Below are 17,101 nucleotides of genomic sequence, written 5' to 3'. Positions count from 1 at the left end.
CACCGATCGCACAGAACGAAAAAACGGTGGGATGTTCCAGAAAGGGTATTTTCAGGCATCATTTTGGCCGACCGCCATCTCTTGAACGGAAATTGTAATCCAGATCCACCTGTTCCGAAAAAGCCCATGCTCGCATCCGTGACCAGATTGCCCCCCTCTGATTTGGGGTATTAGCATATTTCTCCTTTGGAGCGTACTTCCCGTCTTCTCTGCGTTCAAGGTACCCGGTCAGATAATCACTAACTAAAACGTTCATCTCCGACTCGATCTTATTGATCAGATCATTTCTCTTCCTCGGATCGATCTTTCTGGCCAGTCGCTCAAGGCCCGCATCTGCCATCTCAGCTGCAGTCTTTCCCGTGCTGTTTGGAGCAAATATCTGCAGCACAATGTCTATTAACCCAACCCTCACCCCATTCTTATCATGGACGGACTCGGGTACAAAAGCGATAGGCAGTTCCGGCAATCTTGAAAGGAGGGTTCCGTCGGCTGCGATGAGAGATTCCCGGAGCCGCACATTCCTGACTCTCTCGGCTTTTTCGACCCTGAGTTGCTCCAGGAGCAACAACTAACAGAAATCGCCGTCATCGACATGTTCCAGCCTGCCACTCATAACATCCGGTGATCCCTGGGCGGGAGGTATACTGTAGATGGCGAGACTATTGCAGTCCAGGTATTGATACTTCTGTAGTTTTCCTGCTTTTGACTTCGTGTTTGTCGTCAGTTCCAGGACGAACCAGCCGGATTCGCCACTGGCGCAGATGTCGGGATCGAACATCTTCCCGGCATCAGGATCGTTCTCCTTTTTCAGGCTACGATACGATAGATTCACTTCGATCACATAATCACGGATGCCCGCCTGCGCAAAAGGGCCCGTAAAAGATAACTTTGGATAGATATGGAAGAGTTGAATGGCGTTTCGCCACAACAACATCCGATTATCAGGGTGTTCAGGCAAAAAGTTCGACCCCGTCGAAGGTTATCGTTGTCCTCCCTGCATTATCTTCGCCCTGAAGTGCTGCGATGCGCGGCGCAGCGTTCACACAGCCGTTCCCGGGTATCGTGAGATGAGCAAAATCCTCCCCCAGGCTTATTGAAACCCTATCCCAGGTGTGGAGATCAACTCCTTTAAACCGTTTAAATGTATCATTATCCCGGGTCTCCGTTTCAACAAGCCATAAATTCATATTCCCTTTGCCGCTTGAAACAACTTTTGAGAACGCATCGAGATCGATCCCCTGAGAGAAATCCAGTTCAAATGCACCCATCTTCTTATCTCTCAGATCCGTCGCCTCTTCGATAGCCTCCTCATACGTTCTTGCTGTGGTGATGATCGACAGGAGAACCTCGTCGATGTCTTCGGCTTTCTGAATGGTGACCTTCCCGTTGCTGTACCACTTCGCCGCGATCACCACTCTGCCCTCCCGCCTCTTCTGCCACCGGGCGCTGTGGATGGCGAATCGTTCTTTTGCCACTTCGAGAACGTCATCAAAGTCTTTGATTGCGTTACTCGCCCCATGCCACAGCTTCAGGCTGAAGTATCCGGCATCATCCTCCGGGGAGAGACCATCGGAGTATTTGATACCCAGACCTTTCTGATACCACTCGTCGCTCCTCTCCCAGTGCAGGAGTTGCTGTCTTGATAACCAGCACCTGTCAAGGCCGACGTTCTCCCTCACCCATTTTTCGACAAGCGCATCCGACTCTTTGATGCCCAGAACGCTGTACAAGATCCACACCCGGGAGCGCGTCTTATCCAAGAATATACTATAAGGAGAGGTGCCGCCGCGGTTGATGTACCACCCCTTCCGGTCCAGTGTATCCCATCTCCCGAGCGGACAGCCAAAATCGGCAAGAGATCCGCTGTTGCTCTCCAGGAGGTATGCTTTCAGCTGGGGGGACCGTGCCGCACCGTACCCTGTCGTTTCCCTGTTATCGTCTAACCCTGCCTGCAGCCAGGTCCTTAGATCGTACAGGTCATGTATTCCGGACATACTCTGCTCATCCCACGATTGGTCAGTTGAGGTTGCTCTCAGACTATGGGTGGTACCGATAGATATATATATACGTTACACAAGAGGACGGCGTGTTCACAGATCAGCGCCTTTTATCCGCAAGGTCCGGCCCGACCGGAGACGCGCAGGCGAGAGACCTAGAAATCACAACAGAAAAATGGTTTAGAGGTAATCAGCCAAGACATCCTTCAGGGCAAACTTAAACGGCCCGAGGCTGCCGCCGAAGTTTCCGGCACTGATGAACTTCACGCCCGGCACCAGGCTCGCCGCACGGATGCCCTCCGCCATCGCGGTCTTGACCGAGTCCTCGTCGACGCCGTCGATGACGATCTCGTATATTGCTTTCACGCCCTCGGGGACCTTGCTTCCCTCGACTCTGTCCCGGAGCGTCGGGCAGTAGGCCTCGTTCGTGCTGGCGCCCATGAACTTGTACTTCTTGCTCCCCATCTTCGAGCCGCTCGCGACGATGCCGCCGGGGAAGGACGTGATGACGCCGCAGACGCCGCTGATGGCGTCGACCGCAGCCTCTGCAGCCATCAGAGCAGCCATCTGGTTCTCGCTCATGATGAAGAAGTTACCGCCTGCAACACCCTTGACGGCGCCGAATTCCTCCTCGCCGATATACTCCCCCTCCATGATCGGGATGGCCCATACCGTCCTGCCGCCGACCTCGCGCTTCTCCTCGAACCCGTCGCCGAAGAAGTGGAGTTTGATCGGGAGTTTCTCCGGGACCTCGGCGACGACGTCGGCGAGACCATCAAAGACCGCCGTTGTCGGCGCGGTGAGAACGCACTCGGAGATGCGCGTCAAAACCTGCTCTTTAAGTTTCTTCTTGCTCGCACAGATCAGGATCGCGTAGCCGGGGCGTCCGTCGGGGGTCTCGTCGGGAGAGACGAAGCAGTCGATACCCGCCTCCGCCGGACATCCGATGGTGGAGGTGGCAAAGCCGACGGCTTCCACTGCTGCCCTGTATGCCCACTCCTCGGTGACGGCGGTGATGATGGGCCGTGCCACCCAGGTCGGGAACGCTTCTGCATAGGTATCATCGATTGTAACGCCATTCAGTTCCATGGATAGAATACACCTCGTTTGCTACAATGTCACGATGTAGACAGAATAAGGTTTCTTTTTTTCCCGGGCCTGCAGGCAGGCGGGCGCACGAGAGACCCGGCCACTCACGCCGCCCGATTAGCACCCGGGTACGGAGAGGCGCGGGCGCGGGACCCGAACTATTTTACCGGACAGGTCCCGGGCATTCAACACGAAGAGAAAAACCAATGAATACAGAAACGGTTGGTATTCACACCGCGCAACGATTAACAGGCACTCCCGGGGATGCGGACTGGCGGTATACCCGGCACCCGGGAAGATCCCGTCAGTTCTCACCGCTCCATGACCGGGCAGGCCACCGATTTTCATCATGGCCCTCGATCATCAATTTAATACTTTCGATTTCTCCTCGTCCCCGGGGGTCCATCCAGCATCGAGATTTAAGGCATCGGATTAACATAACAATTTTTTTGATTTATAAAATTTGACAGATAATCATAGTTCTTGAATATAAGACTGCCGAATTTCAGAAAGTTTATGTATATTCTTTGACTATTCTTTTTATATCGATTTTTAATCGATCAGATCTGGTGCGTGATACCATGGCATTTGCATTGCACATCAATATGGAACGATGTACAGGCTGCAACAACTGCGTGGTGGCATGTCCGGTCGACGCTCTCGAACTTTACACCGAAGATCCGGTGACGAAGGAGAAGATCTACAAGGTCAAGGACGGCAAAGCCGTCATCCTTGATTTCAACTCCGAACTCTGCGCCGGTTGCGGTGTGTGCGTCCAGGCATGCCCCTATGGAGTCATCAAGCTTGTAGGACCGTGGGAGAGTCAGGCAAAGGCCCGAAAAGTGGAAGTCTAGGAGTGATATGAGAATATGGCACTGTTTCCAAAGTATTCCAAAACGCGGGACGGACAGAATGTCATCATGGAGCAACGGCTCCTGAAGGCGGTCAATAACCTGATCCTGAACGCAGAGACCTGCACAGGTTGCGGGATCTGTGCCGACGCCTGCCCCGAGGAGGCAATCGTCCTCGGACCCGTAGGTGCGGCACGCCGTGGAGCGATTGATTACGCAGCGCCTGTAGACGTCAACCCGGAGAAATGCTCGTATTGTGGCGTCTGTGTCATCATGTGCCCCTTCAATGCAATGACGCTCAAGGTCGACGGGGAGGAGAGGCTCCCGATCCTTGAGAAGGAAGGGTTCCCCACATACGACATGGTCACCGTCATCGACGAGGAGAAGTGCGACCGGTGCACCGTCTGCGAGGAAGTCTGTCCGCGGGATGCCATTGTCCGCGATGTCCCGACATTTGAGGGCGGCGACGAATCCGGCAAGCCGCGTCAGGCGGCGCTGCAGACCAAGACCTCATTCGTCGTCGACACCGAGAAGTGCAACGTCTGCGGCATCTGCGGCGAGCTCTGCCCGAGCATCACCGTCGTTCGCATCCCGAAAAGCCCCGAGACCGGCAAGATCGAAGGGGACGTCAAGTGGGAAGAGACCACCTGTGATGCATGTAAAGTCTGCGTGGAAGCCTGTCCTCAAGAGGCAATCACCGTAGAACGCGAAGTCATCAGCGACAAACTGCCCGGCAAGGTCGACATCGAGCAGGACAACTGTTGTACCTGCACCTGGTGCGTCCGGACCTGCCCTGAGGAAGCAATCACCGTTGAGAAGCTCTTCGAGGGAGACCTTGAGATCAACCCGGAGAAGTGTCCCGGAGGTTGCTCGACCTGTGTTGAGGTCTGCCCCTGCAACGCGCTCTACCTCCCATCCCCGCTCCCGGCAAAGGAGATGAAAGGCAAGATTGAGCCGAACATCGCCATCAACAAGGACTTCTGTATCCTCTGTGGCGCCTGCGTCAATGCCTGCCCGAGCGAGGATGCAATTGTCCTGCGACGGACGGGTATCCGGATGCAGGATAAAGAGACGGACCTCTTCAAGAGGATCAAGGAGAAGCTGCTCACCCCGAGAACATCGAAGGTCAAAGAAACCGCCCCTGGCGAGATCGAGGTCAAAGTTCTGGGAGAAGCGCAAGAGGCGTGAGGGATAGCCAATGGCAGTAAAGAAAGACTATAAGGATCAGAAACTCGCTGAGAAACTCCGGGACCGGAAATACTACGTTTCCGAAAGTAATCCGGAGTTTACCAAAGATGTGGAGAAACTCGGGCAGACGGCCGCCCACATGTGCTACCAGTGCGGCACCTGCACCGGTTCGTGCCCCTCGGCACCCCGGAGTTCGTACCGTATCCGTCTGTTCATGCGGAAAGCTGTCCTCGGCCTCGAAGAAGAGGCCCTCACCGACCCGGACCTCTGGCTCTGCACCACCTGCTACAGCTGCACCGACCGGTGCCCGCGTGACCTCGCGCCGACGGACGCCATCATGGCCATGAGAAACCTCGCGTTCAGGCGGGACATCGTTCCGCGCAACTTCCTCCAGACCGTCCAGTTGATCTATAAGACCGGCCACGGCGTCCCGAACAACGACGCAAACCGGGCCGCCCGGAAGAGACTCGGCCTTGAGGAAGAACCTGAGACAACACACAAGTACCCCGAGTACCTGCCCGGTATTCGGAAGATCCTCGACCACTACAGACTGAAAGAGCACGCAGACAGAATTCTCGCGGAGGGTGAGAAACCATGAGCGGGAGCAACCATCAGTATGCATTCTTCCTCGGATGCATCGCCCCGAACCGGTATCCGGGCATTGAGGCAGCAGCCGTCCGGACCAGCAAGAACGTCGGCATCGACCTCCTGCCCCTCAAGGGCGCAAGCTGTTGCCCGGCACCCGGTGCATTCGGCTCTATCGACCTGTACGTCTGGTACGCAATGGCGGCCCGGAACCTCGTGCTTGCCGAACAGATGAAGATGGACATCGCTCTGATCTGCAACGGGTGCTACAAGTCCATCTGGGAAGTCAACCACAAACTGAAGCACAACGACGAACTCCGCGACGGAGTCAACGAAGTGCTCAAAGAGATCGATATGGAATACAAGGGGACCGCCGACGTCTGGCACCTCGCCGAACTCTACTACGACCCCAAGATCGTGGGCGTCAAGAAGCTTGCCGAAAGCGTCCGGCGTCCCCTGACCGGTTCGAAGGTCGCCGTCCACTACGGGTGCCACCTGATGAAGCCAGCCAAGGAGCGGCACTTCGGCAACACCGAGACCCCGATGTGGATGGAAGAACTCGTCGCCGCACTCGGCGCAGAGCCGGTCCAGTACCGCAACAAGATGCAGTGCTGTGGTGCCGGTGGCGGTGTTCGCGGATACGACCTCGCGCACGCGCTCGATATCACGAACGAGAAACTGACCAATATGGAGGAGGTAGGCGTCGATGCAGTCACCGAAGTCTGCCCGTTCTGTCAACTCCAGTTCGACCGCGGCCAGCTCGAGATCAAGGAAAAGTTCGGAACCGAACACAGGATCCCCGTCCTGCACTACAACGAACTCCTGGGACTGGCACAGGGCATGAGCCCGGACGAGCTCGCACTCGACCTCCATGCCGTAGACGTTGAACCGTTCCTGAAGAAGATCCTGTGAGGTGCAAAGACATGGCAGAAGTCAAGAAGAACGAAGAGCCAAGAATTGGCGTTTTTGTGTGCCACTGTGGTACCAACATTGCGGGCTCCATCGACGTCGAAGCGGTAAAGGAGTACGCCAAGACACTCCCGAACGTCATCGTCGCCGATGACTACCAGTACATGTGCTCGACCCCCGGCCAGAACAAGATCGCGGAGGCCATCAAGGAGCAGAACCTTACCGGTATCGTCGTTGCGGCATGTTCACCCCGTCTGCATGAGCCCACGTTCCGTAACGCAACCAAGACAGGCGGCTTGAACCCCTTCCGGTTCGAGATGGCGAACATCCGCGAGCAGAACTCATGGGTGCACATGCACCAGCCGGAGGAGGCTACCGCAAAGGCTAAGGACGCAGTCAGGATCGCCGTAGCAAAGGCATCCCTCCTCGAGGACCTCGTCCCGAAGAGCGTCCCCGTGGAGAAGACCGCGATGGTCGTCGGCGGCGGTGTCGGCGGCATGCAGGCAGCGCTCGACCTTGCGAACGCCGGGATCAAGACCTACCTCGTGGAGAAGAGCCCCACGATCGGCGGCAGGATGTCCCAGCTCGACAAGACTTTCCCGACGCTGGACTGCTCGCAGTGTATCCTGACCCCGAAGATGGTGGACGTCTACCGGAACGAGACCATCGAACTCCTCACCTACACCGAGGTCGAGGCGGTCGAGGGATACATCGGCAACTTCGACGTGACCCTCCGGAAGAAGGCACGCGGTGTCCTCACCCCGAAAGAGGCAGAAGCCCGCGGCATCGTCGGCGGCGGCTGCACCGGCTGCGGCGACTGTGCGAACGTCTGCCCCGTCATCAAGCCGAACCCGTTCGAGCTCGGCATGGCGCCGAGAAAGGCGATCTACATCTACCACCCGCAGGTCTCCCCGCTGATCTACACCGTCGACTTCGACGCCTGTGTCAAGTGCGGTCTCTGCGTCGAGTCATGCGGCGATAAGAAGGCGGTCGACCTCGAGGCAACGGACGAATTCATGACCGTCAAGATCGGCACCATTATCCTCGCCCTGGGCTACGACATCTTCCCCATCGAGAAGAAACTTGAGTGGGGTTACAAGAACTACGACAACGTCATCACGAGTCTTGAGTTCGAGCGGCTGATCTGTGCATCCGGCCCGACCGGCGGCCATCTCGTCCGCCCGAGCGACGGCGAAACCCCGAAGAGGGTCGCGTTTGTCCTCTGCGCGGGGTCCCGTGACTCGACCGGCGTCGGCAAGCCTTACTGCTCGCGGTTCTGCTGCATGTACTCGCTCAAGCATGCCCACCAGATCATCGAGAAGATCCCCGGCGCGGTGCCGTACATCTTCTACATGGATATCCGGTCCTTCGGCAAGCAGTACGAGGAATTCTACTACCGTATCCAGAACGAGGGTGCAAAGTTCATCCGCGGCCGGGTTGCAAGCATCACCGAAGACCCGGTGACCAAGAACCTCCACGTCAACGCAGAAGACACCCTCCTCGGGCGGCCTGTCGACATGGAAGTCGACATGGTCGTGCTCGCAGCCGCCATCCAGCCTACCGCCGAGACCGAAAAGACCCGGAGACTCTTCGGGGTATCCTGTTCGCAGGACGGCTGGCTCCTTGAGGCTCACCCGAAGCTGAACCCATGCGGCACCACCACTGCCGGCGTCTACCTTGCCGGCGTCTGCCAGGGACCCAAGGATATTCCCGACACGGTCGCTCAGGCAGAGGGTGCGGCATCCGCGGCATCCATCCCGATCCACAGAGGACAGGTGGAGCTCGAGCCCTACTTCGCCCAGTGTATCGAGGAGAAGTGCGCAGGATGCGGACTCTGTGTCAATCAGTGCCCCTACAGCGCCCTCTCGCTCGTCGAGAAGAACGGCCGCACGGTCATGCAGGTCACGGAAGCCAAGTGCAAGGGTTGCGGAACCTGCGGCGGGTTCTGCCCCGGGGGTGCAATCTGGATGCAGCACTTCGCAACACCGCAAATCGTGGCGCAGATCGATGCATTCCTCCTCGGAGGTGAAGAGTAAATGGCTGATGAGAACTGGAAACCAAAGATTATCGCCATCATCTGCAACTGGTGTTCCTACGCAGGCGCAGACCTTGCCGGCGGCGCTCGTATCCAGTACCCGCCAGACATCCGTTCCATCCGCGTGATGTGCACGGGACGGATCGACCCCCTCTTCATCCTGAAGGCCTTCCAGGACGGGGCGGACGGCGTGCTGGTCTCCGGGTGTCACTTCGGTGACTGCCACTATCTTGAGGGCAACTTCAAGGCTGCAAAGAGGATGTTCCTCTTGAAGAGTGTCCTCAAGAACATCGGTCTTGACGACAAGCGTCTCAGAATGACCTTCGTCTCCGCATCGGAAGGTGCAAAATGGGGCACGGTCATGACGGACGTCGTCAAGACCATCCACGAGCTTGGTCCAAGCCCGCTTAAAGAATTTGCCAAGTAAATATAATAAAACAATAATAATAGACAGGGGATGAATAACAATGGCAATCAATGTAAATCTGATCACGGGTCGCACCATCCAGCAGGGGGTGTCGATGGAGGCGGGGAAGGAAAAACCCGCCTACACCGACGCCTGCGGGATTATTGAACTGGACCCGGCGGACTTTAAGAAGCTGGGAGCTTTCCGCAACACGAACGTACGTGTCACCAGCAACTACGGAAGCGTCGTCGTCAAGGCGGTCGAGGCAACCCAGGGTCCCCATCCCGGTGTAGCATATATACCGATGGGTCCGTGGGCAAACATGATAGTCAACCCGAACACCTACTCAACGGGGATGCCCACATTCAAGGGTACCCCCGTCAAGGTAGAAGTCGCCAAGAACGAACCGGTTCTCAGCTCACTGGAACTGGTGCGTAAGGCATGCAGGGGTGAACTAGCATGACAAAGACGGTAACCGACGTAGTCTGCCCGTTCTGCGGGACACTTTGCGACGACCTCGAGGTCGTCGTCAGCGATGACGGAAAGGAACTTCACGACGTATACAACGCATGCGCCATCGGCGCCGAAAAGTTCCTCCACTCTCAGGCAAAAGACCGCATCACCCACCCCCGTATGCGACAGGAGGATGGGTCCTGGAAGGAGATCTCCTACGAGGAGGCAGTCGACTACACCGCCCGGATGCTTACCGAAGCAAAGAAGCCCCTGATGTACGGCTGGAGCTCCACAAACTGTGAGGCCCAGTCTCTCGGGTCCGAGATCGGTGAACTTGTCGGAGCGGTCATGGACAACACCGCGACCGTCTGCCATGGAACATCCCTTATCGCGGTTCAGGATATCGGTATCCCGAGCTGCACGCTTGGGGAGGTCAAGAACCGGGCCGACCGCATCCTCTTCTGGGGCTGCAATCCGGCACACGCCCATCCGAGACACATGTCCCGATATTCTATCTTCCCCCGGGGATTCTTCACCGGCAAGGGTCATGCGGGCAGGAAGATGATCGTCGTCGACCCGCGTGTCACCGACACCGCCAAGATGGCGGATATCCACCTGCAGATCGAGCAGGGAGAAGACTACGAACTCCTCGACGCACTCCGTGTGGCGCTCAAGGGCGGGGAACTCCCCGACGTCGTCGCCGGAATACCGAAAAACAGGATCAACGAGGTTGCCGAGACACTCAAGAGCGGCCGCTTTGCGATCATCTTCTTCGGTATGGGCGTGACGCAGTCGCTTGGAAAGAACCACAACATCGATGCGGCCATCGCGCTCACCCGTGACTTGAACGAGTACACGAAAGCCGCCATCATGCCGATGCGCGGGCACTACAACGTCACCGGCTCCGGCCAGGTCTGGGGCTGGCAGTTCGGGTTCCCCTTCGCGGTGGACCTCTCCCGCGGATTCGCGCGGTACAACCCCGGTGAGACAACCTCCAACGACCTGCTCCGCAGGAACGAAGTGGATGCCATCTTCGTCCTCGGAAGCGATCCCGGCGCGCACTTCCCGTTCAGTTCGGTGAAGAAGATTTACGGCCTCCCCTCGATCGCCATCGACCCGCATGAGACCCCGACCACCGAGGTCTGCAAGGTCCATGTCCCGGTCGCCTTCGTGGGCGTCGAGGTGGGCGGATGCGCATATCGGATGGACAACGTGCCGATTGAGACGAGAAAGGTCGTCGAACCCCCGGAGGGGATGATGACCGACGAAGAGTTCCTCGGGCGTGTCCTCGCACGCGTCAAGGAGATTAAGGGGGTGTAAAACGATGGCAGAATATCTCATCAAGAACGGCTTCGTCTTCGACCCGGTCCTCGGGATCAGGGGAGATGCAACCGATATCGCCATCAAGGACGGCAAGATCGTCGAAGCCGATGCGGTTAAAAACCCGAAGGTCGTCGACGCCACAGGTAAGACCGTCATGGCCGGCGGTGTCGATATTCACGCTCATGTTGCCGGCCCGAAGGTGAATATGGGCCGGAACTTCCGCCCGGAAGATAAACTCTTTGGCTACAAGCCCGGACACGGCATCGAGCGGATGCAGGGTGGGTTCTCGGTCCCGACAACGATCCGGACCGGCTACACGTACGCCCACATGGGCTACACCACGGTGATGGAAGCGGCCATGCCGCCGCTCTACGCCCGGCACACCCACGAGGAGATGCGGGACACGCCGATCCTCGATCAGGGCGCCTATCCGGTCTTCGGAAACAACTGGTTCGTGCTCGAGTATCTGAAGAACCACGAGATCGAGAATACCGCGGCCTACATTGCCTGGCTCCTGCGGGCCACGAAGGGCTACGCGGTCAAGGTCGTCAACCCCGGCGGCACCGAAGCCTGGGCATGGGGCCTGAACTGTGAGAACATTCACGACCCGGTCCCCTACTTCGACATCACCCCGGCAGAGATCGTCAAGGGGCTCATCGAGGCGAACGAGTACCTCGGTCTCCCGCACTCGATGCACGTTCACACGAACAATCTCGGAAACCCCGGCAACTATACGACGACTCTCGATACGTTCAAGCTCTCCGAAGGCCTCAAGCCGAACAGCAGGTTCGGCCGCGACCAGGTGATGCACCACACCCACGTCCAGTTCCACTCCTACGGCGGGGACTCCTGGGCGAATGTGGACTCAAGAGCAAAGGAGATCATGGACTACGTGAACTCTCACGACAACATCACCATCGACATGGGTCAGGTGACGCTCGACGAGACCACGACCATGACCGCCGACGGACCGTTCGAGCACCACCTCACCGAGTTGAACCACTTAAAGTGGGCAAACGCCGACGTGGAACTCGAGACGGGGTCCGGTGTCGTCCCGTACATCTACAGCCCGAACATCAAGGTCTGCGGTATCCAGTGGGCCATCGGCCTTGAACTCGCCCTGCTTGCAAAGGATCCCATGCGGGTTTTCCTGACCACCGACCACCCGAACGCCGGACCGTTCTTCCGCTACCCGCGGATCATGAAGTGGCTCATGAGCACTGAAGCGCGCAAGCAGCAGTTCGACGCGCTTAAGTACCGGGACAAGGTCATCGATGCGACCAACCTTGCCGGCATCGACCGCGAACTCGACCTCTACGAGATCGCGCAGATGACCCGCGCAGGACCGGCGAAAGCGCTCGGCCTTTCGCACATGTACGGCGGGCTTGCCCCCGGTCTCGAAGCGGATGTCGCCGTCTTTGACTTCAACCCGAACAAGCCTTACGCGCCCGACGATATCGAGAAGGCGTTCTCGAATGCGAGGTGCCTCTTCAAGTCGGGTGTCCAGATCATCAACGACGGCGAGATCGTCTCGAACGGCAACAAGCGGACCCTCTGGGTGAACGCTCACGTCAACGAGAACCCGCAGGTGATGCGGGATGTCAAGGAGAAGTTCCTCCGCTACTATACCGTCACCCTGAACAACTACGAAGTTACCGGGCACTATCTCCAAAACCCGTACGTGATTGAGGTTGATGCCACACAGTGAGGTGCAGGAAGGATGGAAACAGTTACACTCACCATAAAGAACCAGCCCGAACTGTACCTCGAGGCCGACACCATCAGCCCCGATACGTTCGCCGGGAAGAAGACGGAAGAGATTGTCGACCTCCCTGTATACATAGGGAAGGAACCGCACCGGCTCGGAGACTTCTTTGAGGTCGCCGGCCGGACCGGGGCAACCCCGGCCGAGACGAAGATCGTCGTTAACGGCGACCTCTCCCGGGTCAAGTATATCGGCATGAAGATGACCGACGGCGAAGTCGTTGTGAACGGCGACGCCGATATGTATGTCGGCGCCTGGATGCAGGGCGGCAAGATCACCGTGAACGGAAATGTCGACGCCTTTGCCGGAACCGGTATGAAGGGCGGCGAGATTGTCATCAAGGGCAACGCGGGAAACTACCTCGGTGCGGCATACCGTGGCGACTGGCGCGGCATGCAGGGCGGCAAGATCACCGTCATGGGCAATGCCGGGAGCGATATCGGCACGTTCATGAACGGCGGGGAGATCGTCGTCGGCGGCGATGTCGACGTTCACGTTGCCACGCATGCCGAGGGAGGCAGGATCGTCGTCAAAGGCAATGCAAAGAGCAGGCTCGGCGGCCAGATGGTGGAGGGGGAGATCTACGTCTTCGGCAGCATCGATCGCATGATGCCCGGGTTTGCATACCGCGAAGATGTCGATCTCGAGGTGGACGGCACCAAAGGGCGGTTTGCCCTCTATGAGGGCGACCTTGGGGAGCGCCACCGAAAGAGGAAAGGCCAGACGATCTACGGCAAATTATACCAGCAGATCCAGGCCTGAATACCTTTTTTTTCTATCACGTCCACGAAATAGTCTGAAAATCGTAGAGTTGATGCGAGATGTTTTAAAAATGTAGCACGACGTGTTACCGTAGAGGGGGTTTCATATCACCCAAAAAAGGGGCACAATATATACGCTATTCTGTCTAATCGGCCATTATTCAATGGATCGTTAATATTTCACGCATGGGATATATTTTAGTGGAGACATAAATAGCAATGCTTATATCGTCAGAGAAGGTTACTATCTTTTTGTCCCACGAGGACGTGCAGTAGTCACCAGCAGCCACAGTCAGCGATGCTTTTAGCGTTCAGTTCACAGTTCCCGATTGTATGCACTTAAAGAGGGTAATGGAGGAAAATTATGGCAAAATACAAGGAAACTATTGACCTGTACGATGATGCAGGCAAGCAGTTGAAGAGCGGCGTGCCGCTCGAGAAGATCAGCCCGCTGGTCAACCCGGCGACCCGGAAACTCATCGACCTCACCAAGAGGACGGTCGCAGTCAACCTCAACGGGATCCAGGATGGCCTGAAGACCGGAAAGGTAGCAAAGGGGAACGTTCTCGGCCGCGAGATGAACCTGGATATCGTCGGCAACAAAGACGCCATCATCGCCAAGATCAAGGAGATGGTCCAGGTCGAAGAGGGTGACGACACCCAGATCCGCGAATTCAACGGCGGTAAACTCATCCTCGTCGAGGCTCCCAGCACCCGCCTCGAGGCCGCGGCCACCTACGATGCAGCGATCACCTCGGTCGCAGCCGCGACAACCTACGCGATTGTCGAGCAGTTCAACATCGGAGCGTTCGACGCACCGATGGTCAAGTCGGCAGTCTGGGGTTCCTACCCGCACACGATGGACCTCTCCGGCGCCAACGTCACATCCATCCTGTCGATCCCCCAGAACAACGAAGGTCTCGGCTACGCGCTCCGGAACATCCCGGTCAACCACACCGTTATGATGACCGGCAGGAACGCGATGCAGGGTGCCGCACTTGCGTCCACCTTTGAGCAGGCAGGAATGTTTGAGATGGGTAACGCCATCGGACCGTTCGAGCGCGCCCAGCTGCTCGCCTACGCCTACCAGGGCCTGAACGCGAACAACCTGGTCTACGACCTCGTCAAGAAGAACGGGGCAACCGGAACCATCGGTACCGTCGTCCAGAGTCTTGTCGAGCGGGCCATCGACGATCGGGTCATCGCCCCGGGGAAGAAGAGCGGCTACTTCCAGTTCTACGACACGAAGGACCCCATGCTCTGGAACGCCTACGCTGCTGCGGGAACCATGGCGGCCACCATGGTCAACTGCGGTGCCGGACGGTTCGCCCAGGCGGTCTCCTCGACGCTCCTGTACTTCAACGACCTGCTTGAGCACGAGACCGGGCTCCCCGGCTGCGACTACGGCCGTGTCATGGGTACCGCCGTCGGGTTCTCGTTCTTCAGCCACTCGATCTACGGCGGCGGCGGCCCCGGTATCTTCAACGGCAACCACGTCGTGACCCGCCACGCCGCCGGTGTGGCCATCCCGTGCGTGGTCGCCGCTGCTGCACTCGACGCCGGAACCCAGATGTTCGCGCCCGAGGGCACCTCGAAGATCTACGCCGACACCTACGGCCAGGTTGACGTCTTCAACAAGCCGATCCAGCAGATCGCACAGGGTGTGTAAGTAACACAAGGATACCGATGACTGACGCCATATACCCTCAGGTTCGAATCGTTTCTGCGCGATTCCTCAGACCCGACACCGCCGAACAACTCCTGAACAGGCTTGTTCAGGTCGGCGGGATCCGCCGGATGTCCATCAATGGACCCAGCATTCCGGCCACGGTCCCCTACGGCCCGGCACGGGGGAAACCCAACCCCCATCCGGACCGTAAGACCATCCGTGTCGGAGACCAGGACGTCCAGCTCCGGGTGCAGGTCGGAACGATCATCCTGGAGCTTGAGGACGAGTCGTACATTCAGGCTATCGGGGAGGCAGTTGACGAAGTCTTTGCCGATAAAGACTTCTCCTGCACCGTCCAGCAGGGACGGTACATGAAGACCCAGCCGACAACGTCCGACTACGCTAAGTACGGACCTGACGCTGACAGAGACATTCTCGGGCTTGTCGATCCGAAACGGAAAGACGGCTTTGTTATTATTCAAGGAACCAAGTAAGATGCCTATCGGAAGAGTAACTCAGGTTGTCGACTGCCGCGAGAGCATGGGGATGGGAAAAGGAGGCGGTCTTGCCCAGCGCGGGACTATCTCCGAAGCCAGGTCCCCGGATGTGATCGTGATCGGAATGTCCCCCGGCCGCAGACACGTTACAAAACCGGTCTGCGACATCACCTCCGGCCTCCGGAGGGAGGGAGCGGAGTTCTCCGTGACGACGCTTGTCCTCAACGCAGGAAGCGGAGTTCCGGCAGATTCCCCTATCAAGGGTCACGTTCTCGGAGCGTCCTTTGGCCTGACGGAGAAGGAGATTGCTCAGATCGAGCAGCACAAGGTTGCCATCCTGCACCATGGGAATGTCCGCTCCCATGTCGTGCAGAAAGTCCGGTTTATCCTTGAGCACGTGAATATCAAGGCGATCGTCGTTTCCCAGGTTCCAATCGACTTCGAAGATCTCGCAAAGGAGGGAATCAGGACAGCGGTGGTTATGCCGCCGCCCGACCGGGTGAAAACTAAAGGCATCGTGATGGATATCGTCAGCGGCGTGACACGGGGGCAGACCCCCGGCAGGGAAAAATTGGCGGAAGTCGTTCGTGCCGTGATGAAAGTGCTAAAAAACCCAACATGAAGGTGAAAGGAAACATGGCATACAAGCCCCAATACGGACCGGGTACATCCAAGGTCGCCGAGAACCGGCGAAAGCAGATGGACCCCAGCCACAAACTTGAAAAGATGCGTGACGTGACTGATGAGGATATCGTACTGATCCTCGGCCACAGGGCGCCTGGAGCCGCCTACCCGACGGCCCACCCGCCGCTCGCCGAGCAGCAGGAACCCGACTGTCCCATCAGGAAGATTGTAACCCCGACCGAGGGTGCAAAGGCCGGCGACCGGGTCCGCTACATCCAGTTCGCAGACTCGATGTTCTTCGCCCCCTGCCACCCCTACCAGCGGACCTACACCGAGTGTTACCGCTTCCGCGGTATCGACCCCGGTACGCTCTCCGGCCGTCAGATCGTCGAGTGCCGTGAGCGTGACCTCGAGAAGTACGCGAAGGAACTCGTCAACACCGAGCTCCTCGACCCGGCCCGCACCGGCATCCGCGGCGCGACCGTGCACGGTCACTCGCTCCGTCTTGCCGAGAACGGCATGATGTTCGATATGCTCCAGAGGAGTGTCCTTGGCGAGGACGGCATCGTCCGCTACGTCAAGAACCAGATCGGCGAGCCCCTCGACCGTGCGGTTGCCGTCGGCAAGCCCATGGACGAGAAGTGGCTCAAGGCCCACACGACGATCTTCCACTCACTCGGCGGCACCCCGTACCGTGACGACAAAGAATACATCGAGTACGTCCAGCGCATTCACACGCTGCGGACGAAATACGGGTTCCTCCCCAAGGAGTGATAACAATGGCAAAGATTGAAAGATCCCAGAAACTGTTCCTGAAGGCGCTCAAGGAGAAATTCCAGGGACAGGATGTCCAGTCGGATACGGCCGAGTATTACAAGTACAACGGTGTTCGCCAGTCTCCCCGCAAGATGGAGTTCATGAAGGAGAGCCGTGCCATCGAGATGGACCG

Annotated in this window: 18 protein-coding genes and 1 pseudogene; 15 read left to right on the top strand and 4 right to left on the bottom strand. The window is 57.8% G+C overall.

All coding sequences use genetic code 11. From position 1 onward, the window contains the following. Positions 1–58: 58 nt before the first annotated feature. The 4 genes from BRA42_RS07345 to fhcD all read right to left on the bottom strand — a co-directional run bounded on the left by BRA42_RS07345 (position 59) and on the right by fhcD (position 3,086). Positions 59–565 (bottom strand): hypothetical protein, encoded by a 507-nt coding sequence (locus tag BRA42_RS07345; RefSeq protein ID WP_292409127.1) that lies wholly within the window; start codon positions 563–565, stop codon positions 59–61. Between the two features lie 3 nt (positions 566–568). Further along, positions 569–841, bottom strand: a complete 273-nt coding sequence (locus tag BRA42_RS07340; RefSeq protein ID WP_292409125.1) for a hypothetical protein — start codon at positions 839–841, stop codon at positions 569–571. Between the two features lie 109 nt (positions 842–950). Further along, complete coding sequence (locus BRA42_RS07335; protein ID WP_292409123.1) at positions 951–1,994, bottom strand: hypothetical protein; 1,044 nt, start codon at positions 1,992–1,994, stop codon at positions 951–953. A gap of 183 nt (positions 1,995–2,177) precedes the next feature. Then, entirely contained in the window at positions 2,178–3,086 is a 909-nt protein-coding gene (gene fhcD / locus BRA42_RS07330; RefSeq protein ID WP_342771129.1) for a formylmethanofuran--tetrahydromethanopterin N-formyltransferase, read from the bottom strand. Between the two features lie 581 nt (positions 3,087–3,667). Between fhcD and BRA42_RS07325 the strand changes: the two genes are divergently transcribed. The 15 genes and pseudogenes from BRA42_RS07325 to BRA42_RS07255 form a co-directional block, all read left to right on the top strand. Next, positions 3,668–3,940 carry an indolepyruvate ferredoxin oxidoreductase subunit alpha gene (locus tag BRA42_RS07325; RefSeq protein WP_292409119.1) on the top strand — a complete coding sequence of 91 codons (273 nt, stop codon included), beginning with the start codon at positions 3,668–3,670 and terminating at the stop codon, positions 3,938–3,940. Positions 3,941–3,955: 15 nt separating this feature from the next. Beyond that, positions 3,956–5,125: a 4Fe-4S binding protein gene (locus BRA42_RS07320; protein ID WP_292409117.1), complete on the top strand. Its 1,170-nt coding sequence runs from the start codon at positions 3,956–3,958 to the stop codon at positions 5,123–5,125. A gap of 10 nt (positions 5,126–5,135) precedes the next feature. Further along, complete coding sequence (gene hdrC, locus BRA42_RS07315; RefSeq protein WP_292409115.1) at positions 5,136–5,723, top strand: CoB--CoM heterodisulfide reductase subunit C; 588 nt, start codon at positions 5,136–5,138, stop codon at positions 5,721–5,723. Then, the gene (gene hdrB / locus BRA42_RS07310) at positions 5,720–6,622 is read left to right on the top strand and encodes a CoB--CoM heterodisulfide reductase subunit B (protein WP_292409113.1); all 903 of its coding nucleotides are present in this window, start codon (positions 5,720–5,722) and stop codon (positions 6,620–6,622) included. The genes hdrC and hdrB overlap by 4 nt, the downstream gene beginning before the upstream one ends. Before the next feature lie 11 nt (positions 6,623–6,633). Continuing rightward, complete coding sequence (locus BRA42_RS07305) at positions 6,634–8,655, top strand: CoB--CoM heterodisulfide reductase iron-sulfur subunit A family protein (protein ID WP_292409111.1); 2,022 nt, start codon at positions 6,634–6,636, stop codon at positions 8,653–8,655. Continuing rightward, on the top strand, positions 8,656–9,081 hold the full coding sequence (locus tag BRA42_RS07300) for a hydrogenase iron-sulfur subunit (protein WP_292409109.1): 426 nt from the start codon (positions 8,656–8,658) through the stop codon (positions 9,079–9,081). A 40-nt stretch (positions 9,082–9,121) separates the two neighbouring features. Continuing rightward, positions 9,122–9,523 (top strand): molybdopterin dinucleotide binding domain-containing protein, encoded by a 402-nt coding sequence (locus tag BRA42_RS07295; protein WP_292409107.1) that lies wholly within the window; start codon positions 9,122–9,124, stop codon positions 9,521–9,523. After that, complete coding sequence (locus tag BRA42_RS07290) at positions 9,520–10,833, top strand: formylmethanofuran dehydrogenase subunit B (RefSeq protein ID WP_292409105.1); 1,314 nt, start codon at positions 9,520–9,522, stop codon at positions 10,831–10,833. The genes BRA42_RS07295 and BRA42_RS07290 overlap by 4 nt, the downstream gene beginning before the upstream one ends. Positions 10,834–10,837: 4 nt before the next feature. Further along, complete coding sequence (locus BRA42_RS07285) at positions 10,838–12,544, top strand: formylmethanofuran dehydrogenase subunit A (protein ID WP_292409103.1); 1,707 nt, start codon at positions 10,838–10,840, stop codon at positions 12,542–12,544. Positions 12,545–12,556: 12 nt separating this feature from the next. Continuing rightward, positions 12,557–13,363 carry a formylmethanofuran dehydrogenase subunit C gene (locus BRA42_RS07280; protein ID WP_292409100.1) on the top strand — a complete coding sequence of 269 codons (807 nt, stop codon included), beginning with the start codon at positions 12,557–12,559 and terminating at the stop codon, positions 13,361–13,363. 363 nt (positions 13,364–13,726) lie between these two features. Then, positions 13,727–15,031 (top strand): coenzyme-B sulfoethylthiotransferase subunit beta, encoded by a 1,305-nt coding sequence (gene mcrB / locus BRA42_RS07275; RefSeq protein WP_292409098.1) that lies wholly within the window; start codon positions 13,727–13,729, stop codon positions 15,029–15,031. A 17-nt stretch (positions 15,032–15,048) separates the two neighbouring features. Then, complete coding sequence (gene mcrD, locus BRA42_RS07270) at positions 15,049–15,525, top strand: methyl-coenzyme M reductase operon protein D (protein ID WP_292409096.1); 477 nt, start codon at positions 15,049–15,051, stop codon at positions 15,523–15,525. A 1-nt stretch (position 15,526) separates the two neighbouring features. Further along, entirely contained in the window at positions 15,527–16,150 is a 624-nt protein-coding gene (gene mcrC, locus BRA42_RS07265) for a methyl-coenzyme M reductase I operon protein C (RefSeq protein WP_292409094.1), read from the top strand. A 14-nt stretch (positions 16,151–16,164) separates the two neighbouring features. Beyond that, a complete protein-coding gene (gene mcrG, locus BRA42_RS07260) occupies positions 16,165–16,926 on the top strand; it encodes a coenzyme-B sulfoethylthiotransferase subunit gamma (RefSeq protein ID WP_292409092.1) in 762 nt (253 codons plus the stop codon). Positions 16,927–16,931: 5 nt separating this feature from the next. Further along, a pseudogene (locus BRA42_RS07255) lies at positions 16,932–17,101 on the top strand (methyl-coenzyme M reductase subunit alpha); the annotation flags it as partial.

Origin of the sequence: Methanoculleus sp. UBA374 (assembly GCA_002508705.1) — an archaeon.
In the GTDB taxonomy this organism is placed as follows: Archaea; Halobacteriota; Methanomicrobia; order Methanomicrobiales; family Methanoculleaceae; genus Methanoculleus; species Methanoculleus palmolei.
The sequence above is the reverse complement of the archived record's forward strand: the minus strand, read 5'-3'. Positions and strand labels throughout refer to the sequence as shown.